17 protein-coding genes are annotated in these 21,611 nt (G+C 47.5%); 6 read left to right on the top strand and 11 right to left on the bottom strand.

Annotation, left to right across the window (positions count from 1 at the left end; genetic code table 11):
- Positions 1-984 (top strand): hypothetical protein, encoded by a 984-nt coding sequence (locus M1L52_RS10295; protein ID WP_248614913.1) that lies wholly within the window; start codon positions 1-3, stop codon positions 982-984.
- A gap of 11 nt (positions 985-995) precedes the next feature.
- On the opposite strand, the gene M1L52_RS10290 is transcribed toward M1L52_RS10295, so the two are convergent.
- Positions 996-1,697 carry a Crp/Fnr family transcriptional regulator gene (locus M1L52_RS10290; RefSeq protein ID WP_248614912.1) on the bottom strand — a complete coding sequence of 234 codons (702 nt, stop codon included), beginning with the start codon at positions 1,695-1,697 and terminating at the stop codon, positions 996-998.
- A 185-nt stretch (positions 1,698-1,882) separates the two neighbouring features.
- On the opposite strand from M1L52_RS10290, the gene M1L52_RS10285 reads away from it, so the two are divergent.
- The 3 genes from M1L52_RS10285 (at position 1,883) to M1L52_RS10275 (ending at position 6,715) form a co-directional block, all read left to right on the top strand.
- Positions 1,883-3,850, top strand: coding sequence for a glycogen debranching enzyme N-terminal domain-containing protein (locus M1L52_RS10285; protein WP_248614911.1), 1,968 nt, complete (start codon positions 1,883-1,885; stop codon positions 3,848-3,850).
- 12 nt (positions 3,851-3,862) lie between these two features.
- Positions 3,863-5,134 carry a glycosyltransferase family 4 protein gene (locus M1L52_RS10280; RefSeq protein ID WP_248614910.1) on the top strand — a complete coding sequence of 424 codons (1,272 nt, stop codon included), beginning with the start codon at positions 3,863-3,865 and terminating at the stop codon, positions 5,132-5,134.
- A 159-nt stretch (positions 5,135-5,293) separates the two neighbouring features.
- A complete protein-coding gene (locus M1L52_RS10275; protein ID WP_248614909.1) occupies positions 5,294-6,715 on the top strand; it encodes a glycoside hydrolase family 57 protein in 1,422 nt (473 codons plus the stop codon).
- 135 nt (positions 6,716-6,850) lie between these two features.
- Here M1L52_RS10275 and M1L52_RS10270 read toward each other — a convergent pair whose 3' ends face one another.
- Complete coding sequence (locus M1L52_RS10270; RefSeq protein WP_248614908.1) at positions 6,851-8,398, bottom strand: phosphotransferase; 1,548 nt, start codon at positions 8,396-8,398, stop codon at positions 6,851-6,853.
- A gap of 181 nt (positions 8,399-8,579) precedes the next feature.
- On the opposite strand from M1L52_RS10270, the gene M1L52_RS10265 reads away from it, so the two are divergent.
- Both M1L52_RS10265 and M1L52_RS10260 read left to right on the top strand, forming a co-directional pair.
- Positions 8,580-11,519, top strand: a complete 2,940-nt coding sequence (locus tag M1L52_RS10265; RefSeq protein ID WP_248614907.1) for an ATP-binding cassette domain-containing protein — start codon at positions 8,580-8,582, stop codon at positions 11,517-11,519.
- A gap of 69 nt (positions 11,520-11,588) precedes the next feature.
- The gene (locus M1L52_RS10260; RefSeq protein WP_248614906.1) at positions 11,589-12,392 is read left to right on the top strand and encodes a hypothetical protein; all 804 of its coding nucleotides are present in this window, start codon (positions 11,589-11,591) and stop codon (positions 12,390-12,392) included.
- A gap of 362 nt (positions 12,393-12,754) precedes the next feature.
- Here the strand turns inward: M1L52_RS10260 and M1L52_RS10255 are convergent, their stop codons facing one another.
- The 9 genes from M1L52_RS10255 to M1L52_RS10215 all read right to left on the bottom strand — a co-directional run bounded on the left by M1L52_RS10255 (position 12,755) and on the right by M1L52_RS10215 (position 21,598).
- Positions 12,755-14,428 carry an ISL3 family transposase gene (locus tag M1L52_RS10255; protein WP_248614905.1) on the bottom strand — a complete coding sequence of 558 codons (1,674 nt, stop codon included), beginning with the start codon at positions 14,426-14,428 and terminating at the stop codon, positions 12,755-12,757.
- Positions 14,429-14,794: 366 nt separating this feature from the next.
- Positions 14,795-16,426 carry a chaperonin GroEL gene (gene groL / locus M1L52_RS10250; protein ID WP_248614904.1) on the bottom strand — a complete coding sequence of 544 codons (1,632 nt, stop codon included), beginning with the start codon at positions 16,424-16,426 and terminating at the stop codon, positions 14,795-14,797.
- Between the two features lie 68 nt (positions 16,427-16,494).
- Positions 16,495-16,764: a co-chaperone GroES gene (locus M1L52_RS10245; RefSeq protein ID WP_248614903.1), complete on the bottom strand. Its 270-nt coding sequence runs from the start codon at positions 16,762-16,764 to the stop codon at positions 16,495-16,497.
- A 156-nt stretch (positions 16,765-16,920) separates the two neighbouring features.
- Positions 16,921-17,241, bottom strand: coding sequence for a hypothetical protein (locus tag M1L52_RS10240; RefSeq protein WP_248614902.1), 321 nt, complete (start codon positions 17,239-17,241; stop codon positions 16,921-16,923).
- 3 nt (positions 17,242-17,244) lie between these two features.
- Entirely contained in the window at positions 17,245-17,559 is a 315-nt protein-coding gene (gene trxA, locus M1L52_RS10235; protein ID WP_248614901.1) for a thioredoxin, read from the bottom strand.
- A 106-nt stretch (positions 17,560-17,665) separates the two neighbouring features.
- Complete coding sequence (locus tag M1L52_RS10230; protein WP_248614900.1) at positions 17,666-18,088, bottom strand: hypothetical protein; 423 nt, start codon at positions 18,086-18,088, stop codon at positions 17,666-17,668.
- A 122-nt stretch (positions 18,089-18,210) separates the two neighbouring features.
- Positions 18,211-20,745, bottom strand: a complete 2,535-nt coding sequence (locus M1L52_RS10225) for a BT4734/BF3469 family protein (protein WP_248614899.1) — start codon at positions 20,743-20,745, stop codon at positions 18,211-18,213.
- Between the two features lie 9 nt (positions 20,746-20,754).
- Entirely contained in the window at positions 20,755-21,096 is a 342-nt protein-coding gene (locus tag M1L52_RS10220; protein WP_248614898.1) for a hypothetical protein, read from the bottom strand.
- A gap of 217 nt (positions 21,097-21,313) precedes the next feature.
- A complete protein-coding gene (locus M1L52_RS10215; protein ID WP_248614897.1) occupies positions 21,314-21,598 on the bottom strand; it encodes a hypothetical protein in 285 nt (94 codons plus the stop codon).
- Positions 21,599-21,611 lie beyond the last annotated feature (13 nt).

The following is a 21,611-nucleotide window of genomic DNA, read 5'->3' as shown; positions in this document are numbered from 1 at the left end:
ATGAAAAGTAATTTATTTATTGGCTCCATAATAATAATTATTATTGAGTCATGTGGGCTTTTTGGACATACATCAAGAACTAAAAATAATCAAGACAACAACAGAGAACTTTCTGAAAAAGAAATAGTATTTTCAAAGCCAGAAGAGTCATTAAAACACTTCTGTAATAACGGATGGCTTCTAACGAACATACATTATGTCTATTCAGACGGATCAAAAGGAAATAATATTCTTAATGAAATAAAGGGCGAGAAAGCGGATTTTGTCATCTCTGGTAATGCTGGCGAACAACAAGCTCACATTTATACAAATAAGCCATATTACTCATTATGTCAAAATGCAGGAATGATATACCCTAATAAGAATCTAATCCGTTTCAGTTTTTATGGTACAAATGTTTGTGAACCTTTTACACAATTCCGTAGTCTCAACGTAACAAAGTTTTCAGATACAAAGATGTTTTGTAACGGCCCATTACTCCTAAAGGATAAATGCCACGATGCCAGTCATTGTGAATACATCTTTAACAAATTAACAACAGAGGAGTTTAATAAGTGGAAAGCTAAAGTATCAAATAATCTTTTGCAAAAAAACAATTTTGAACGCTCAGATTTTATAACTGTGCTCACAAATAGCGTATGGCAGCTAACTCAGATACATGATATTTATAAAGACCAATTAGGAAATGATTCTATTGGTCATGACATTTTATCAGCACAGATTGGCGGTGGTAAACCTTTCTTTCATTGCAAAGAAGACAGTATTTTCATATCAACCACTGGCTTTAATCAAACTTTCACAGACATAGGGACATTTGAATATATACATTCAGAACGACTTCTACATCTAAAAGGATGTAATATAAACGGTCATTCAAGTTTCCAAGTTCTATATGTATCCAAAGAGCTCCTACGAATGAAAGGGACTGTGTATTCAAAAGTCCATTCCCCAAAAGCAATATCAAGCCTATATATCTTCAGATAAACTGGAAAGGATTAGCCCCTGTCTGATATAACCTTTAATGCGTCGCAGTCAACGAACTTGATTTTTCTGCCATCTATGACAATGAGACCCTCTTGAGCAAAAGATGAGAGTGTACGAATGGCATTGCTGGTAGTCATGTTCGACATGTGAGCTATGTCATCTCGACTGAGATAGACAGCAAGAGTGCAACCATCATCCTCAACACCATATTTATCTTTCATTGACAGAAGAGTCTCAGCAAGTCTGCCACGAATATGCTTCTGAGTGAGACTTATAGTGCGATTAATTGACAAGCCAATGAGAGTTGAGAGTTCTTTCAGGAAAAGCATTGCAAAGTTGCTATTCTCCCAAATGAAATGGAACATAAGATTCACTGGAATGCGAAGCACTTCCGTATCGTCACCAGCAACAGCAGTAGAGTGGCGATTACATCCTTCTATAGCAGCAGCATAGCCAAAGATGGCACCTGGCTCCACCATACGGACTATATGAGTCTGGTTGGCAACTCCCGTCTTATGAAAAGCAACCTTACCTTTTAACAGATAATAGAAATAGTCGGGAACATCATTCTGACGAAACAACACCTCGTCACGTGACAACTGTAACACAGATAATTTTTCAACAAAGAGCTCACGCTGCTCATCAGACAGCGGATCCCATAACATTGACACAGATTTCGCTACTTCAGTCTTATCAATTTCTTTTTCCAACATACAACCTATATTTGATGCACGCAAAGGTACTAAAATAGTAGCAAATTGCAAAAAAAACAACCATTTTTGTGTATTTTTGCAGAAAAAGGAAAAAATAATTGTCTTTTATTTTGCCAAACAAAGGAAAATGTGTACTTTTGGAAATCTAAAACCTATAAAACAATAAAAACCTTAAAATAGGAACTATGAGTTATTTGCGATTTGAAAAAGCCGTGATGACAAATCTTGAGGAGTCACTACGCCGCGAATTGCTCCGTACTAACCGTTCTGGCGCCTACAGCTCGTCAACACTCGTTGACTGCAACACGCGCAAATACCACGGTCTGTTGGTTGTACCTGTACCTGAGATTGACGATGAGAACCATGTGCTCTTGTCGTCGCTCGACTGTACGGTTATCCAGCATGGAGCAGAATTCAACTTAGGCCTCCACAAGTATCAAGGCAACAACTACAGTCCTAAGGGACACAAGTACATCCGTGAGTTTGACGCAAGCCTCGTACCAACAACCATCTACAGAGTTGGAGGCGTAGTACTTAAAAAGGAAGCAATCTTCCAGGCATATGAGGATCGAATCCTCATACGCTATACCTTGGAGGAGGCTCACTCAGCCACAACGCTTCGTTTCCGTCCATTCCTGGCATTCAGAAGCGTGCGTGCCTTTACCCATGAGAACTCAGTGGCAAGCCGTGAGTATCAGACCATCGACAACGGCATTAAGACTTGCATGTATGCCGGCTATCCAGACCTCTACATGCAGTTCTCGAAGAAGAACGAGTTCATCTTCCAGCCTGACTGGTATCGCGGAATTGAATATCCGAAGGAACAGGAGCGCGGCTATGCCTCAAACGAAGATCTTTATGTTCCTGGTTACTTCGAGATGCCTATCAAGAAGGGCGAGAGCATCATCTTCGCTGCTTCTACATCAAGCATCAAGTCAAGCACTCTGAAGACACTCTTCCAGAAAGAGATAGACGTGCGCGTACCACGCGACAACTTCTATCACTGTCTGGTCACAGCTGCCCACCAGTTCCACAATCGTCAGAAGGCAAAGGATGCCAACAGCGAGGACGAGCGCTATCTGCTTGCAGGCTATCCTTGGTTCAAGTCACGTGCACGCGACACATTTATTGCTCTGCCTGGTTTGACCCTCGCCATTGACGAGCAGGACTACTTCGAACTGGTTATGCAGACTGCCGAGCGCGGACTTCGCGAGTTCATGGAAGGCAAGCCACGCACAGTAAAGATTTACGAGATGGAACAGCCCGATGTTCCCCTCTGGGCTATATGGTCCATACAGCAGTATGCCAAATATGCCGGACGCGACAAGGCGTATGAGATGTATGGCAAGCTGATTCAAGACATAATAACATTCATCCTTAGCGGAAAGCATCCGAACATACACCTTGACGAGAACGGACTTATCTATTGTAACGGACGCGACAAGGCTATCACATGGATGAACTCAACAGCAAATGGACGTCCAGTAGTGCCACGTTCAGGTTATATCGTAGAGTTCAACGCTCTGTGGTATAACGCACTGAAGTTCGGTGCAGCCATGGCAATAGACAAGGGCGACACAAAGGGCGCTGAGAAGTTGGAAGAGCTGGCACAGGACACGAAGAAGTCATTTGTTGACACATTCGTCAACGAATACGGATATCTCCTTGACTATGTTGATGGCAACATGATGGACTGGAGCGTACGTCCTAACATGATCTTCGCTGTAGCTCTCGACTACTCTCCACTGTCACAGCAGCAGATGAAGAGCGTAGTAGATATATGTACGCGCGAGTTGCTCACTCCTAAGGGTCTTCGCTCACTGTCTCCAAAGAGCGGTGGCTACAACCCAATGTATGTAGGACCACAGACACAGCGCGACTATGCATACCATCAGGGGACAGCATGGCCTTGGCTCGGAGGCTTCTACATGGAGGCCTGTCTGAAACTCTACAAGCGCACACGCCTGTCGTTCGTTGAGCGCCAGATGGTGGGCTATGAAGACGAGATTGACTATCATGCTATCGGCACTATTTCTGAGCTCTTCGATGGCAACCCACCATTCCATGGTCGTGGCGCAATGTCTTTTGCAATGAACGTAGCCGAGATTCTGCGCACGATGAAGTTGCTCGAAAAGTATTCATATCAAAAATAAGGAGGAACGACTATGAAAGTATTAATGTTTGGATGGGAGTATCCTCCTCACGTATTTGGTGGACTCGCCACAGCTAACTATGGTATCTCTGAGGGTCTTAAGGCTCAGGGAGATATGGAAATAGCACTCTGTCTGCCTCATCCTTTCGGCGACGAGAGCCAGCATGCAGCACGCATCATTGCCATGAATGCAGTGCCCATAGCATGGCGCGATGTTGACTACGACTATGTCAAGCAGCGTGTGGGAAACATTATGGACCCAGACTACTACTTCAAGTTGCGTGACAACATCTATGCCGACTTCAACTATATGAATGTCAATGACCTCGGATGTATGGAGTTTGCAGGAGGCTATCCAGGCAATCTGCACGAGGAGATTAACAACTACTCTATTATAGCAGGTCAGGTGGCACGTACAGAAGAGTTCGATATCATTCATGCACATGACTGGCTGACCTTCCCTGCAGGCATACACGCAAAGCAGGTTTCAGGCAAGCCACTCTGCATACACGTTCATGCTACTGACTTCGATCGCTCACGCGGCAAGGTGAACCCAACGGTTTACTCTATTGAGAAGAATGGTATGGACAATGCCGACTGTATCATGTGTGTATCTGAGCTGACACGTCAGACTGTCATCAACCAGTATCATCAGGACCCACGCAAGTGTTTCACAGTCCACAATGCCGTTTATCCTCTGCCACAGGAATATCAGGACATTCCTCGTCCTGACCACACTGGCAAGGAGAAGGTCGTTACGTTCCTCGGACGTATCACCATGCAGAAGGGACCTGAGTATTTCGTTGAAGCTGCCAACATGGTGCTCCATCGCACACGCAACGTTCGTTTCTGTATGGCAGGCTCAGGCGACATGATGGATGCCATGATCTATCTGGCAGCAGAGCGCGGCATAGCCGATCGCTTCCACTTCCCAGGATTCATGCGAGGCAAGCAGGTATATGAGTGCTTGAAGGCAAGTGACGTATATGTAATGCCGTCAGTATCAGAGCCTTTCGGCATCTCGCCACTTGAAGCAATGCAGTGCGGCACACCATCCATCATCTCCAAGCAGTCTGGCTGCGCCGAGATTCTGACCAACTGTATAAAGGTTGACTACTGGGACATCCACGCTCTGGCTGATGCCATCTACAGCATCTGCGCCAACGAGTCGCTCTTCAACTACCTCAAGGAGGAAGGAAAGAACGAGGTTGACCAGATCACCTGGGAGAAGGTCGGTCGCTGGATACGCACGCTCTACAGAAGAACTCTTGGGTGGGAGCAATAAAACCTCTTCCGACCTCCCCAAAGGGGAGGAGGGGCTGGCGCACTCAACTCATCTATTTCTATAAATAGAAAATAAATAACAAATTAATTAGAAAGCCTTGGCACTCCCTCTGAAACCGCCAGGCACTCCCCTCCTTCGGAGGGGTCGGGGGAGGTTCTTATGAAAACCATTTGTTTATATTTTGAGATACATCAGATTATCCATCTGAAGCGCTACCGTTTCTTTGACATCGGTACCGACCATTACTATTACGATGACTACGAAAACGAGCGTAGCATCAGTGACATCGCTGAGCGCAGCTACATGCCAGCACTCAACACCCTTCTCCAGATGATTAAGGAGAATGGCAACTACTTCAAGGTTGCTTTCTCACTCTCTGGTACAGGCATCGAGCAGTTGGAGTATCACGCTCCTCAGGTTATCGAGAAGCTGCAGGAGCTTAACGAGACAGGTTGTGTGGAGTTCCTTGCTGAGCCCTACAGCCACGGTCTTTCTTCACTTGCCAACGAGCAGAGCTTCGCTCGCGACATGAAGAAGCAGGTTGCCAAGATTAAGGAATACTTCGGACAGGAGCCAAAGGTGGCTCGCAACTCATCACTCATCTATAGCGACGATATTGGTGCACAGATAGCAGCTCTTGGATTCAAGGGAATGCTCACTGAGGGTGCCAAGCACGTGCTCGGATGGAAGTCACCACACTATGTTTATAACTGTAACATTGCTCCAAACCTGAAGCTGTTGCTTCGCGACGTTGAGCTGTCTGACGATATCTCTCTGCGCTTCAACAACTCTGAGTGGGATGGCTATCCCCTCTTTGCCGACGCATATATCGACCGCATCGCTCGTCTGCCAGAAGAGGAGCAGGTCATCAACATCTTCATGGAGCTTTCTGCTCTCGGCATCGCACAACCACTGTCTTCAAACATTCTCGACTTCATCCATGCTCTTCCTGCATGTGCTAAGGAGAAAGGCATCACCTTCTCTACCCCAACAGAGATCTGCATGAAGACAAAGAGTGTTGGTGCTATCGACGTGCCCGACACATTGTCATGGGTTGACGAGGAGCGCGACTGCTCTTGCTGGCTGGGTAATGCCATGCAGCGTGAGGCTTTCAACAAGCTCTACTCTGTTGCCGATCGTCTGCTCATCGCCAACGATCCACGCATCAATCAGGACTGGGACTATCTGCAGGCATCAAACAACTTCCGCTTCATGACCACAAAGCCAAGCAATGTTGGTCTCGACCGTGGTATCTATAGTGGTCCGTTCGATGCTTTCACTAACTACATGAACATCCTTGGCGACTTCATCAACAGAGTCAACGCTCTCTATCCAGAAGAGATTGACAACGAGCAGCTCAACTCTCTCCTCACCACCATCCGTAACCAGGGTGATGAAATTGAGATGAAGGACAAGGAGATCACACGTCTGAAGGCAAAGCTTGAGAAGCTCGAGGCTACTGAGAAGCCAGCAAAGAAGGCTACTGAGAAGCCAGCAAAGAAGGCTACTGAGAAGCCAGCAAAGAAAGCAACTGCAAAGAAAGCTCCAAAGGCTGCTGCTGAAGAAAAGAAAGCTGAGTAATCCTTAGCTGAACAATATGCTAAGAGCCTGCTATCCTTATGGGTGGCAGACTCTTTCTTTATAATAGCTCTTTAAAATATATTTGCTCTTTTATTTATATATAAATAATGTACGCGCACGTCCATTATAATATTGTCATACTTTTGGCAGCACTTGTTTGATGTTCTGTTCGCGATGACAAATGCGCACCTCTACTCCGAACTTCTCGTGAATATGCTCTGCCAGATGCTGAGCGCTATATACCGAACGGTGCTGACCACCAGTACAGCCAAAGCAGAACATAAGCGAAGTGAAACCACGCTGAATGTAACGAGCCACATGAGCGTCAGCCAACTTATAAACCGAATCGAGGAAAGTCAGTATCTCACCATCATCCTCAAGGAATCGGATAACAGGCTCATCCAGTCCTGTCAACTGCTTATAAGGCTCATAACGTCCAGGGTTATGTGTAGAACGGCAGTCAAACACATAGCCACCACCATTTCCGCTCTCATCTTCAGGAATGCCTTTAAGGAATGAGAAGCTGAACACCTTAACCACAAGCGGGCCCTTGCCGTCATACTTAGAGAACGTTGCAGGACCATCCTTAGGGTGAGCCTTATATGGGTTATTGTCTGTTATCTTATATCCGTCAGCACGTGTCTGCGAAACCACTTCAATCTGCTGATACTTAGGTAGTTCACATAGTCTACGAAGCACATCAGTAAGATAAGGATAAGGCAGGAGTTCCTTCTCTTGATCCAGACTTAGCAACTCACGCAGGTTCTGTATTGCAGGCGGTATGCTCTCAATGAAATGCTGTTTTCGCTCAAAATAGCCACGGAAGCCATAAGCGCCAAGTACCTGCAGCGTGCGGAAGAATACAAACAGACGCAAACGACGATCGAAGACATCGCGCTTAGGCATCTCGGAGAACTGTAGCGCTGCATTATAATACTCGTCAACGAGATCACTTCTCAACTTATCTGGATATTTAGCCGATGCCTGCCATAGAAACGATGCCAGATCGTAATAGTAAGGACCGCGGCGACCGCCCTGGAAATCAATGAAATAAGGATTGCCTTCATCGTCAATCATCACATTGCGAGCCTGAAAGTCACGATACAGGAAGCTGTCGCTATTCTCTGCCGTAAGGTCTTTTGCCAGCAGACGGAAGTCTGCCTCAAGCTTCAGTTCATGGAAATCAACCTCAGTAGCCTTTAAGAAGCAATACTTGAAATAGTTCAAGTCGAAGAGCACACCCTCTGTATCAAACTCTGGCTGAGGATAACAGTTTGTGAAATCCAGCTCACGTGCTCCACGGAACTGCATGTTTGGCAATTCCCTAATAGTACGCTTCAGCAGTTCCTGCTCCTTCACAGTATATCGTCCGCCTGCCTCTCTACCTCCTCGTATAGCATCAAACAGCGACACTGAGCCAAGGTCGGTCTGAAGATAGCGCAGCTCGTCGCTACTTACTGCCAGCACCTGAGGAACAGGCAGCTTGCGTTTTGTAAAATGATTTGCCAGATAGACGAAGGCATGGTTCTCGTCACGGCTCGTACCCACACAGCCTATAACACTTTTCCCTTCTTCGTCCGTCAGCCTGTAGTAAGCACGGTTACTACCAGCACCAGGCAACTGCTCTGTTTTTGCCGGCTCACTACCATGCCACTCTCTATATAATTCTAAAAGTTTCTCCATATTATCGATTAAATCCTTTGCAAAAGTACAGAAAAACATCCACAGAAAAAACAGCTATCTGCACTATAGTCGTTAATAATTACTAAAAAGAAATCTTATTACACTTCACGCAATCAATTTTTTCATATATTTGCATGTTTAAACGTCCGATTTGGACACCTATAAGTGTACACATAGGCAAATGACAGACATCATACTTTCTAGTTTTCTAAGTCTTTTTGCCCTTTTTGGCAAAGAGGAGAGAGTTGATGAATCACGAGCAAGAGACATGCTTGTGAGCTATCTTCGTCACCATTTCGGAATAAGAAACATCGATGCCTACCTTGATTTTTACAGCGACATGCGTGGCGCCTACGAGATGACTCCCGACCTCAACACCAGCGAGATAGTAGCATCCATCTGCAGCACTCTTCACGGCAGCATTCGCAGTAACGAAGAGTCACTTCTTCTGCTGCGTGTCATGGAGTTTTCAGTTAGCGGAGCCTTGAGCGAGAACCCAAACAACAGCGCCGAGAAAATACTGTCGAACACCGTCTTTGCCACAATGGCAAAGAATCTGCACATTGCAGCGAGCCAGTTCAAGGACTTCAACGACTACGTCACTGGGAAGCCCAACAAGAACGTGATGATTCATCATGTCGATGGCATCAATGGCGAGCTTAAAACCCTTCTCGACCCTGTGACAGGACTGCTCATCTTCACCTACACAGGCAGCGAAAACGTACTGCTTAATGATGTGCCTGTTCTCTCAGGCAGCTATCAGGTGTGGCTTCAGAGTAGTGTGCTGAAGCTGAAGAGCGGTTCCCCACTCTACTACTCTACCATTGTCGATGCCCACCAGAAGGCAACAGGCAAGTCAGGGAAGTCTATCGACAAGATTGAGTTCTGTGGCAGAGACATCAACTTCCGTTTCCCCAACAGCGACAACGGACTCCACAACATGAGTTTCACCCTCCGCAGTGGAGAGCTTCTCGCCATCATGGGTGGTTCAGGCACAGGCAAGTCAACACTGCTGTCCATACTCAACGGAACCCTCACTCCACAGGAGGGAAGCATCACCATCAATGGTCACTCCATTTCAGAGCCCGAGGCGAAGGCACTTATAGGCTATGTTCCTCAGGACGACCTGCTCATCGAGGAGCTCACTGTCTATCAGAACCTGTGGTTCACAGCCAAGCTATGCTTCGAAGGCATGGCCGATGCCGAGATTGACCGTAGGGTTATGAAGACCCTTAAAGACCTTGGTCTTGAGGCGGCAAAAGACTTAAAGGTAGGCTCTCCTATCAACAAGTTCATCTCTGGCGGACAGCGCAAGCGTCTTAACATTGCCCTCGAGCTTATACGCGAGCCGGCAGTTCTGTTCCTTGACGAGCCAACATCCGGACTGTCTTCTGCCGACACAGAGAAAGTGGTGAACCTGCTGAAAGAGCAGACACAGAAGGGCAAGCTGATAGTTACCAATATCCATCAGCCATCCAGCGATGTGTATAAGCTCTTCGATCGTCTGTGGATTCTCGATAGAGGCGGCTACCCCGTCTTCGATGGCAATCCCATTGACGCCATCACCTATTTCAAGGAAGCAGCCAACTATGCCGACGCTGAGACCAGCGCCTGCCCCACATGCGGCAACGTGAATCCAGAGATAGTGCTTAACATCATCGACGAGAAAGCACTCAACAATAGTGGTGAGATGTCTGAGGAGCGCAAGATGACACCACAGGAGTGGCACGAGCTCTATCTGAAGAACCGTGAGAAACAGCCTGAGGTATCAACAACTGCCGTGCCACGTTCAGACCAGAAGAAGCCCAACGTGTTCAAGCAGTTTGCCATCTTCCTGCATCGCAACATTAAGACGAAGATAACCAATCTTCAATACATCTGCATCACTCTGCTCGAAGCACCTCTGCTTGCCATCGTCTGCGCCATGCTCACACGCTATGCACCGGCTGAAGGCTATACGGTGATGGACAACAAGAATCTGGTAAGCTACTTCTTCATGGCAGTGATCGTGGCAACATTCACTGGCATGAGCGGAAGTGCCGAGGAGATAATAAAAGACCGCGCCCTGCTGAAGCGCGAGCGCTTCCTCCATCTGTCCTATGGCAGCTACATCACTTCCAAGATTGTCTATATGGCTATGGCCTCGCTCTTGCAGACCCTGCTGTTCGTAGCCATCGGCAATGCCATCATGGGACTGCAAGGACTCTTCGGAGTGTGGTGGATCATTCTCTTCGCCACCTCGTTCCTCGCCAACCTCACCGGCCTGCTGCTATCCCAGTGTCTCAACTCTATCGTAGCCATCTACATCAGCATCCCCATGCTGCTCATTCCGCAGATACTCCTTTGCGGACTGGTAGTAAGCTTCACCGACCTGTCGCCAAAGAGCACCACAGGCAACGTGCCCCTCTATGGCGATGTCATCCCATCACGCTGGGCCTACGAGGCGCTTGCTGTCACATCCTTCACTGACAACTATTACGAGGCACCGCTGTTTGAGCTCGACAAGAAGAAATATGAGAACGAGTTCTACAATGCCGGCTTGCTCTACGAGCTTCAGTCGCAACTGGAGACCATGAACGATGAGCAGCGCAAGGGTAAGACCGTTAATCCTCTCCATCTCGATGTGCTGCGCAAGAATCTGCCCACGTTGACGGAATACAGTAAGATGCCTGCCTACGATGGCGACTACTCTTATGCCTCGCTGAAAGACTATCTTCACCAGACAGAGCAGAAGCTCAGCAAGGATGGCAACGCCATCACGCTGAAAGCCGACAAGCTGATGAGCCAGATAGTGAAGAGCCAGGGCAAGGAAGCAGTCATGAAGCTGAAGCGCGACAACTACAACCTCTCGCTGAAAGACTGGGTGACAGGAGCCAACAACCGTAAGATGCTCGATATCATCGATGGCTACATCGTTCCACGCACAGGCATCATCTACCTCACCCCCCACAGCACCATTGGCCGTGCTCCGTTCTACAGCAGTGAGAAGATCATAGGCCAGTGGCACATTAAGACCCTCTGGTACAATCTCGTGATGCTGCTGCTTATGAGCATCATAGCAGCCATCATGCTATATACCGACTGTCCAGGCAGATACATCCGCAAGGAACAGCAATCATAGACAACAATACAATAATTAAAATACAACAAACATAATTTATTCATTAACAACAAAAAAAACAAAAACAAAATGAAAAAACTATCATTTCTTACCGTAGCACTTGCAGCAACACTTTTCGCTGCATGCGGTGGCAACAAGGCTACTCAGCCATCAGAGGAAGAAGTAGCAGAGAAGAGCTTCGAGCAGGAGCAGGTTGAAGCAAGCATCAAGATGCACCTTGACAGCCTTGCAGCATCTGTATCTACCCTGAAGAAGGTTCCTTTCCTTACTGACAACAACGGCACCATCGACCTTTCTAAGGAAGAGAAGCAGGTTAAGCCAGAGTATCTCATCGACCCAGCAGCTGCTGAGAACGCTGCTACCCTCGCTGAGAAATATCGCATGATCAGCCTTCTCGGCATCGACAAGAAGGTTGCTGCTCTCTACGAGATGCCTACTGAGGCCTACGACGAGGCTATCACAAAGCTCATCGCCGACATCAACGACCCTTCTTTCAAGGCTGTTGAAGACCAGAGCACTTTCTACGAGACCACCGAGGCTCTCTACAACGCTATGAACGAGAACGGCCGCATCAACTACTTCTGGCAGATGGCAGCTACTTCACTCGTTGAAGAGCTCTACATTGCAAGCCAGAACACAGAGAAGTTCCTTGCAGCTTTCGACGACGAGTCAGCTTCTAACATCACCTTCCGCATTGTCCTCGTTACTGACGCTATCACAAACCTCGTTAACTACGATGAGGACATCAAGCCAGTAGCAGAGGCTCTCGAGCCACTCAAGGTGCTCAACGCCATCTCTGTTGACCAGCTGAAGGCTCAGCTCGCTGAGGCTAACGAGCAGATTGTTGCTGCTCGCAAGACCATCGCCGAGTAATCGCCTGACACACAGTCACACCATAGTGCGGTGTGTAGCAATGACCATTCATGCTACACACCGCATTTTTATTCAAAATTTTGTCCAAACTGCTATTTCGAAATAGCAAATAGTATCATTTCTACACCTAATCATCTAATACTCGTTGACGAATATCAATTTTGTAGAAGAAAAGCACAAAAAAATTTCATTTATAATAGGAAAAAATCTAATTTTGCAGTCAGAAAAGAAAATTTTTTTTGATTTGTTTTAGTAGATTAGTTTTTAAGTAGTTTGTTTTTGAGAATCGGCTGTCGTGAGACAGCTGATTTTTTTGTGTTCGTTAAGTTAGTTTTTTTATGTTTTTGTGGTTCTTCTTCAATTTAGTTGAAAAGCAGAGGCTCCAGAATAAGTTTTCTCTTAAGCAGTTCCAGTCCAGCCCTGCCATACATGCACCGTTTGACCTCCTTTATCTTGTTGACAAATCCTTCGACAATGCCATTGGATATAGGTAAGACGATGCAGTTCATAACGGCTTTGAGGTCTCTGTTCACACCATCAACGAAGCGTCTAAGCCTTTCAATGGAGGTATGTCTGTATTCTTCTATCCATTTGGTAAGTCGTCTAGGATTATTAGACTTGAGAAGTTCATTGAATTCAGAAACTGCATAATACAGAGTTGAGAACCACTTCAGTGAGAGCAATTTTCTGATAAGCGTGTCCTCTTGCCCATTGAGTTTCATGCCTCTTACAGACCTATTTATGATATTGGCCATCATGTGAATAGGCAAAAGCGGTTCTTTGTGTGACACCTCAGCGACACGCTTTGCCTGCACGTGTTGCTCTTCAGTCTTACGCGGTCCCCGATGGCCATCTGACAAATAATGGAAATGGCGGTAATAAGGCCCCATTGACTTGTAGCTACCATCTTTGTTGATATCCTTGAATATCTTGGACAGAGGCCTGCCTTTGGCGTATTCCGTCTCCACATAGGCCTCGTGCATTGAGAAGTCAACTTGGGCATTGCTCTTACGGGCAGGTAATGATGTGATGTCCATATACGACTGTACAGTTGTATAGAATATGCCGGTAGCTTTGACTATCTCACCCTTGCTCATACCCTTGGCCTGTAGAATCTTGACCTGATTGAATTTTGCCTGCCGTTGCACGTTGGTGCCATTACTGATATCGTTGGTCTTGCGTTCTCCTGTGACTAACATCCTGTAATCCTCGTAGTTTTCACTGACAACACGTGCTATCATATCGGAGGCATTCTTTACTAGATGAAAGTGGTCGGCAACCTCCTTGATCAGGCGCTTGGTACTTGCGACGGCAGCAGAGTAGTCGGTGGATCTGTCACGACTGACAATCTGCACCTTTATGTGTCTGTCCAGCCACTCCCTGAAAGTTTCCTCCTCACGATTACCTAACAGGTCTATGATCATACCCGTCCGCAGATTGACAATCACGCTACCATAGGATACGCCCTTACGGAAAGCCCAGTCGTCAACACCTATCCGATCGATATCCGGATATACGGGAAGAGGCATGCGGTGAATGTCGCGAAGGACAGTTGCCCTGCTAATAGGTATTCCCATTATACGAAGATGGCTGCTGCTCTTGCCTGCCGATGAGTCAAGTGACAGTTTTGACACCAAAACCTCACAGCGCCTGCTTCTTCTACGGTATCGGAATACCTCCGTCCCAGGCTGCTCCGCAAAAGTCTTGTGGCTGCAATCTTCATCGTGGCAGAAGAACTTACGCATCTCTAGATGAAGAACAGTGCGCCTGCCGAGTATGGGAAGGTCTGTAACGTGACGCATATATCTGCTGTGTATCTTTTTACTGTGACTGCCGCAATATGGGCAGATACCATAGGAGAGAGAACTACGAGCATATATATGGATGGTATCTGGAAGCACCTCCACATCCTCTATGCTGAGTTCTGCATTCGGATACAGGGAAGAAATTTTGAGGTTGTCGTTATTTGATGCCTCTAAAGTTTGGTTATGACAATTATTATTAGTACTTTTGTCGCTATTAGGATGTTTTGACATGATTTTGAACCACTTGTTTGGCGACATAAAGGTACAAAAAATATGTCAAATATCCTAATTTTATTTGCTATAAATACTTGATAGTCAGTTAATTAAGTTTAATATGGAAGCCGACAATACATTTCATTCTGTCTCCTCTTAAACACTTAAAGAAACATGATTTTCAATGCATCGAACTATTGCTGCTTTTTCAACTAAATTGAAGAAGAACCGTTTTTGTAAAAACTAAACATAAAGTATAATCGCGGCATGGATAAAAGTTCCTCGCCTTCGGGGAGGTCAGGAGAGGTGTCATTAAAAAATGCCCTGCCTCATCACTGAGACAGGACATCAATAATCTAACTATAAACCTATGTAATTACTCTATTACATCATTCCACCCATGCCTGGAGCGCCGCCCATTGGCATTGCAGGCTCCTTCTCAGGCTTGTCGCAGATCAGGCACTCAGTGGTGAGGAACATGCCAGCTATTGATGCTGCGTTCTCAAGAGCCACGCGAGCCACCTTTGCTGGGTCAATCACGCCAGCCTTGCGCATATCCTCGTAAACCTCTGTGCGAGCATTGTAACCGAAGTCACCCTTGCCCTCGCGCACCTTCTGCACTACTACTGCGCCCTCTTCACCTGCGTTGGTGACAATCTGGCGCAGAGGCTCCTCAATGGCACGGCAGATGATGTTGATACCAGTCTGCTCGTCGGCATTGTCGCCCTTCACATCCTTCAGAGCCTCCTGAGCGCGGATATATGTAGTACCGCCACCTGCAACAACACCCTCCTCTATTGCAGCGCGAGTAGCGCAGAGAGCATCGTCCACACGGTCCTTCTTCTCCTTCATCTCCACCTCAGAGTTAGCACCTACATAGAGCACAGCCACACCGCCAGAGAGCTTAGCCAGACGCTCCTGCAGTTTCTCCTTGTCATAAGAAGATGTGGTGTTCTCAATCTCAGCCTTGATCTGGTTGATACGGTCCTTGATAGCCTGTGAGTCGCCGGCACCGTTCACTATTGTAGTGTTGTCCTTTGTCACTGTCAGTTTGTCACATGTGCCAAGCATCTCTATTGTAGCCTGCTCCAGCTTCAGACCCTTCTCCTCGCTGATCACTGTGCCACCAGTCAGCACTGCTATATCCTCAAGCATAGCCTTACGACGATCACCGAATCCAGGAGCCTTCACAGCGCAGATCTTCAGTCCGCCACGCAGACGGTTCACAACAAGTGTTGTCAGAGCCTCTGAGTCCACATCCTCTGCAATGATGAGCAATGGACGTCCGCTCTCAGCAGCAGGCTGCAGAATTGGCAGGAACTCCTTGATGTTAGAAATCTTCTTGTCGTAGATGAGGATGTATGGGTTCTCCATAGCACACTCCATCTTCTCAGAGTCAGTCACGAAGTAAGCTGACAGATAGCCACGGTCGAACTGCATGCCCTCTACCACACCAATGTGTGTGTCGCGGCTCTTGCTCTCCTCGATGGTTATCACGCCGTCCTTCGACACCTTGCGCATAGCCTCGGCCAGCAGCTCGCCAATCTCCTTGTCGTTGTTGGCAGAAACGGTAGCCACCTGCTCTATCTTGTCGTAGTTGTCGCCCACCTGCTCAGCGTTCTTTGCAATGAACTCTGTCACAGCCTTCACAGCCTTGTCTATACCACGCTTCAGGTCCATTGGGTTTGCACCTGCAGTAACGTTCTTCAGACCCTCGCTCACGATAGCCTGTGCCAGGATTGTAGCTGTTGTTGTTCCGTCACCAGCGTCGTCGCCAGTCTTTGAAGCCACACTCTTAACCAGCTGTGCGCCAGTGTTCTCGAAGTGGTCCTCCAGCTCAATCTCCTTTGCCACGGTAACACCGTCCTTAGTAATCTGAGGAGCGCCGAACTTCTTCTCTATAACAACGTTACGACCCTTAGGACCAAGAGTCACCTTTACTGCGTTTGCCAACTGGTCCACGCCCTGCTTCATTGATTCGCGGGCATCGATATTGAATTTAATTTCCTTAGCCATAATTATTTCTTTCGTTTTTTCGTTATACCGATTAATCGATTAATCGAAATATCGAGATTATAAAAATTTTACTCAATGATTCCCAGCACGTCGCTCTGACGCATCATGAGGAACTTCTCTCCGTCCAGCTCAATCTCTGTGCCGCTGTACTTTCCGTAGAGCACCTGGTCGCCAGTCTTCAGAATCATTGCCTCATCCTTTGTGCCCTGGCCCACAGCCTTCACTACGCCACGCAGTGGCTTCTCCTTTGCAGTGTCAGGAATGATTATTCCACCGATTTTCTCTTCTGCCGGTGCAGGAACTACCAGCACGCGGTCAGCTAATGGTTTGATTGTCATAATTGAAATGTTTTTTATTAGTTATTTTGATATTTAATTGTTTTTACAACGCTCATCATTACGACAAGTCTTTCTGTCCTATCTATTAGCGAAAAGTGTGCCAACTCGTCACGACTGACAAATTGGCACACATTTTTTTTAAGATTCTTTTCGTTTTTATGCATTCTCCTCTTGAAAATCGAGGTCAGCCTGCACTACGAAGAACACATCCTGCGGGTCGAACGGGCCTTCGCCCTCCTCCTTTGCCTCGTTGCACACGAAGTCAGCCACCGTCTCCAGGTCTATGTCCACCTCCTCATCATTGCTCTCCAGCACCCCACTGGTATAGAAATAGGTACAGATGGCATCAATCATGAAGAGCAGTTCATCGTCAGTGAACTTCTCCTTCAGCTCTGAAGACAGCTGTGAGCGGATAAACGCTATCTCGCGGCGTCCCTCCTCTTCGTCCATGCGGAGCTCCTCTTCCAGCGTAGCCATAGCTTAGATTATTGACTGGAACTTCTCCTCGAACGTCTGCTTCGACACAGCTCCCACGAGCTTGTCCACCTGCTTTCCGTCCTTGAAGAACAGCACAGTAGGAATGTTGCGGATTCCGAATTCAGCAGCCAGCTCATCGTTCTCCTCCACGTCGCACTTGCCTACTATGAGTTTACCATCATATTTCTCAGCCAGTTCCGACATTATTGGTCCCACCAGTCGGCAGGGGCCGCACCAAGGTGCCCAGAAATCAACGACCAATGGCAGTTCGCCAATCAACAGTTTTGGGAAATTCTCGCTTGTAATTTGCACTTCCATAATTCTAACTTTTTTATTGGTTAATACACATTTTGTCTGCAAATATACAATAAAACTTCTTTTCTACAACTTTTTTCAGATAAAATAACGTTTCAGTTCTTATCTTTCACCTCTCACTTCTGCACATCTCCCGCCCTCTGAGCATGGCGAAGAGGTCGAAGCCTTCCCAGCCGCACTCCTGCAGCGCCATTGCTGCGCCGAGCATCATCCAGCGTGAGGGCTGTTCCGAGGGTATGCCCAGTGGCTCGTCGGGCAGCATGCCTGTGAGCCGTGACACGTTTTCTATATACGCCTTTGTGTTGTTCTCCACAGCTGGCGCCCATTTCGTCACTATGCTCCTTATGGTGTAGAGCCTGTACTTGTGGTAATAGGTTCGTGTTAGCAGGTAGAACGCTGCTCGCCACCCATACTCCATTGTTTCAAACTGGCAGAACGATGCGTCCGTCTGCGAAAATCTCATTCCCTTCCACTGATCCTTACTTCTGCGAATGTTCAGCGGATTGTTATTTCTTATTCCTCTTGCAATCATTGTATTGCCTTTCTAATCCACCCCCTCCCCTCGGGCACTCGGCGCTTGCGACGCTTTCTAACTCATCCCCCTCCCCTCGGGAGGGAAGGGTGGGTTTTAGGGGTGGGTTTTAGGGGTGGTTTTTATAACATTATATCCTTAATAATTTTCCTGTACTTCCCTTGCTTCACACGCTCCACAAAGCCATGCTTTAGCCAGCGCTGACATTGTTTATTCGATGCATCACTTTCTATGCCAAGTATCGCCATCACCTCTTTGGCTGTAAAGGTCTCTGGCAGGTCGCGATAGGCATCGGCATTCTTCGAGTTCTTGCGACGCGGCACATACTCACGCGCGGCGTTGTCCCACGAGTCTTGCAGCATCTGTCCGAAGAAATGGTCTTGGAAGTATATCACGCTGTCGTATATGAGCGTCGAAAACTTCAGGTCGTCATCGTTGATATCGAGCTTTCCTGTCTTCTTAAACTCCTCATACTGTCGCCCAATGATTCGCGGCACCGTGAGCCATGTGGCATAGAACACAGCACGCTTTCTCAGGTAGTCCAGCACGTGGTCATCGGCAGCCTCTGCCTCCTGTGCGCTTAGCTCGCAGAGGTCATAGACATGGTCTGTCAGTCTCTCCAGTGGCAGCTCTCCGTGCAGTTCCTCGAACCTGAAGCCCCATTGCTTCAGAGCCTCGTTGGCCTGCCAGTCCACCATCTTTTTCTTCACCATCTGATAGCGTGCCACCTCCATCTGGAATATTGCCACGCGAGAGCACAATCCATCGTTGATGTTCCTTGGTGTAAACTTCTTGTAGAGCGAAATCTGCGTGCCTGTGGTCACGCTGTTCCAATACACGGGCAGGATGTCGTTGATACTGTCGCCATTGGCATAGTCCACACCACTCAGCTCGTTGTGGAAAGCCTTCAGCTCCAGGTCGTGCTTGCCTATCCACGATCCCCCACTCTGTGCCGAGATAGAAGAGTCCAGCTCCGAGTCAAACATATACAGATGCATTGGCAGCACCTCTCCATCCACCACCTCTTTCGCCCTTTTCAGCCTTCGGAAGAAGATGTTGTTCGAGGTCTTTGTGGGCAGATAGCGAATCATGCCCTCTGGCTCCACCAGCGCGTCCTGCTTCTGTGCTTTCGAGCTTGTGCCGCGTTTCTTCTGCTCCTGCTTGTAGCGTGTCTCCTGAGCGCGCACCTCTTCATCCTGCGCCCTCATCGAGCACATTATCTGGTCGTCCAAGTCCTTGGCAAAGCTCTTTCCGCTGGCAGGATCGCCGATTATCAGCACCTGTGGGTTCATCCTCTGTCGCGCACCGTTGAAGTGTTTATACCAGCAGCGTGTCATCAGCGTGCAGTACATAGCTCCTGAGGCCATCACAGCCCCCAGCCAGTTGTGCCGGCTCACTCCCCTGCAGGCTTCGGCATAAGGGGCGCAAAGCAGAGGTTCCAGCCTTTCAGCGAACTGTTCGTAAGGCACTTCAACTGCTCCCACAGACTTTGCAGCTCCTGAGGGCTTGCTGGCATGAACACCCACACTTTCAAGCACCCCTTGCATCCTTTTCGGGATGTCCTTGTAAAGCTTTCGCTCACAAGCCGTATTAGCAATGTCGGTGACTTCCTTGTCGCCTCGTTCGCGGATGACGTCCTGCACAAATCCGCACATTCTAAGCACCCTATCGACCATTTCCGGCTGGTTGTCGCAGATATACCTGAGGTCGAGAGCCATTTGCAGCATTGTTCTATGGCGATCTCCAGAGGCGGGCGCTCCACCTTGTGCGGCCTGCCACGCTTCGCAAATTTTTGAATACTCGACGCCATGATAAAGGTCTCCACCTTTCCCCCCCGAAGGGAGGGGTTTCCCTGATTCGTTACTTTTTTCATCTTGATTTTGTTTTTCGTTTAGTTCATCAAACTTGTGGCTTGGGTCGGTAGGCTCCGTGTGTCCTTGTCGGTAGGCCTCTTCATATTTCTGAGCAAAGGCCTCACCATTATAGTTAAACAGCTCTTCCTCATCGAGGAAAAACACGTCCTCACGCCTTGGCACATACGATATTCGTGAAGCATCTATGCAACTGGCATCTGCCTTAACACCCAGCGCCCGAGCCAGCTCTATCTGGTTATCGGCTATATTGCCTATTTCCGGTCGAGCCTTACACACCAGTCTCAGCCCCTTTCCCGACGAAGTATTATGAGCAAACACCACCTGCCACGGAAATCCATCCACCAGCGTCTTTTCATACACCTCTCGCGGATTATCTATATGGTCGGCATCAAACATGAAGAGACCCGATAGGTGAACACCAGCCAGCACCCTGCGTCGCATCAGTTTTTTCGCGTCCTTGCTCGTAGGCAGCTCGTCAAACTCCCTGCCACCGAATATCAGACAGGGAAGATTATTCTTCAGCGAGTTAGCCCATCGGCAAAGTTTCTCCTCATCATTCAGCTCCTTAAAAGCCTCGCCGCCCTTTTTCTTTGCCGACTCCTTCAGGCAGAACTTCTGATATTCCGAATTACTTCCCCATTTCTCTATAGCCCCTGGCTGTCTGACACTCCTTATCGTCTCTATCTTCCATTTCACGACTGCCGAATCCAGCAGCTCATGAAATTTCTCCCGCGAGCATACCACGGCGGGAGAAAAATATTGATTGTCCTGATAGCAAAACATAATTCTGAATTAGAGGAATTCTATCATGTCAAACTCTCGGTCTATCATCGCATCTTTCGCCTGCTTGTTGCCACAGTCCATCTGTGCCATGATGCGAGCCGCACCCAGTCGCTTCTGGAATGCCTCGCGGCGAATGATGAGCGTCTTCGTCTCCTTCAACCATCCATTGTCCAGCTCGGCTATGGTCTTGTATGTAGGCACATAGCCTGGCTCCTTCGATTTCCTACTATAGGCCGTAAACGATTTCTCGCCTGTCCATTTATCAAAGTGCAGCGAACCCTGCACAAACTCGCCCTTACGCATGCGGGCAACAACACTCTCGTCAACTTTAATTTTAATTATTGCTTCCATTTTTTGAGTTGGTTTTAGCGAGAAGAAGCATTCAGATTCTTTGGCCATTTACTCGAGAATATCCTCTTCGGCTTCAACTCAAATGTTTTGTTTCTTTTTCTGGAAACGAATTTTCCTAATTATATCTAATTTGGTCCACAAATTATATTAATTAAATTTTAAATGATAATTAGGATAATTCGTGGATAAAATTATTTTAATTATTCCAATTCGTTTCTTAAAGATTAATCTTCACGACATCAGTAGCCAGAATTTCTTGGAACGTCTGTCCCTGATACTCGTGTGTAGAGAAACGAAGCGTGGCAATAACAATGTCACCCTCGTAGAACCTGCACGCCGCCAGATTACCCAGCATGGCGCACACATACTCATTTTCAAACCTTGAGCCGCCCATCTCCTTCAGCACAATGTTGCACTTCTGAATGGTTCCCTGCTCGCTGTTCTTGTTCTGTACGCTGAAGGCCTCGCCCTGGCGCACAACTCTTAAAATCTTTGTTTCCATAATGTGTAATGTA

Source organism: Prevotella sp. E13-27 (assembly GCF_023217965.1).
Classification (GTDB): Bacteria; Bacteroidota; Bacteroidia; order Bacteroidales; family Bacteroidaceae; genus Prevotella.
Note: the sequence above shows the minus strand (reverse complement) of the source record. Positions and strands in the feature narration are given on the sequence as shown.

Bases quoted from the DNA above. Each gene is read 5' to 3' on its own strand.
- M1L52_RS10295 (WP_248614913.1), top strand. From the start codon at position 1: ATGAAAAGTAATTTATTTATTGGCTCCATAATAATAATTATTATTGAG.
- M1L52_RS10290 (WP_248614912.1), bottom strand. From the start codon at position 1,697: ATGTTGGAAAAAGAAATTGATAAGACTGAAGTAGCGAAATCTGTGTCA.
- M1L52_RS10285 (WP_248614911.1), top strand. From the start codon at position 1,883: ATGAGTTATTTGCGATTTGAAAAAGCCGTGATGACAAATCTTGAGGAG.
- M1L52_RS10280 (WP_248614910.1), top strand. From the start codon at position 3,863: ATGAAAGTATTAATGTTTGGATGGGAGTATCCTCCTCACGTATTTGGT.
- M1L52_RS10275 (WP_248614909.1), top strand. From the start codon at position 5,294: ATGAAAACCATTTGTTTATATTTTGAGATACATCAGATTATCCATCTG.
- M1L52_RS10270 (WP_248614908.1), bottom strand. From the start codon at position 8,398: ATGGAGAAACTTTTAGAATTATATAGAGAGTGGCATGGTAGTGAGCCG.
- M1L52_RS10265 (WP_248614907.1), top strand. From the start codon at position 8,580: ATGACAGACATCATACTTTCTAGTTTTCTAAGTCTTTTTGCCCTTTTT.
- M1L52_RS10260 (WP_248614906.1), top strand. From the start codon at position 11,589: ATGAAAAAACTATCATTTCTTACCGTAGCACTTGCAGCAACACTTTTC.
- M1L52_RS10255 (WP_248614905.1), bottom strand. From the start codon at position 14,428: ATGTCAAAACATCCTAATAGCGACAAAAGTACTAATAATAATTGTCAT.
- groL (WP_248614904.1), bottom strand. From the start codon at position 16,426: ATGGCTAAGGAAATTAAATTCAATATCGATGCCCGCGAATCAATGAAG.
- M1L52_RS10245 (WP_248614903.1), bottom strand. From the start codon at position 16,764: ATGACAATCAAACCATTAGCTGACCGCGTGCTGGTAGTTCCTGCACCG.
- M1L52_RS10240 (WP_248614902.1), bottom strand. From the start codon at position 17,241: ATGGCTACGCTGGAAGAGGAGCTCCGCATGGACGAAGAGGAGGGACGC.
- trxA (WP_248614901.1), bottom strand. From the start codon at position 17,559: ATGGAAGTGCAAATTACAAGCGAGAATTTCCCAAAACTGTTGATTGGC.
- M1L52_RS10230 (WP_248614900.1), bottom strand. From the start codon at position 18,088: ATGATTGCAAGAGGAATAAGAAATAACAATCCGCTGAACATTCGCAGA.
- M1L52_RS10225 (WP_248614899.1), bottom strand. From the start codon at position 20,745: ATGTTTTGCTATCAGGACAATCAATATTTTTCTCCCGCCGTGGTATGC.
- M1L52_RS10220 (WP_248614898.1), bottom strand. From the start codon at position 21,096: ATGGAAGCAATAATTAAAATTAAAGTTGACGAGAGTGTTGTTGCCCGC.
- M1L52_RS10215 (WP_248614897.1), bottom strand. From the start codon at position 21,598: ATGGAAACAAAGATTTTAAGAGTTGTGCGCCAGGGCGAGGCCTTCAGC.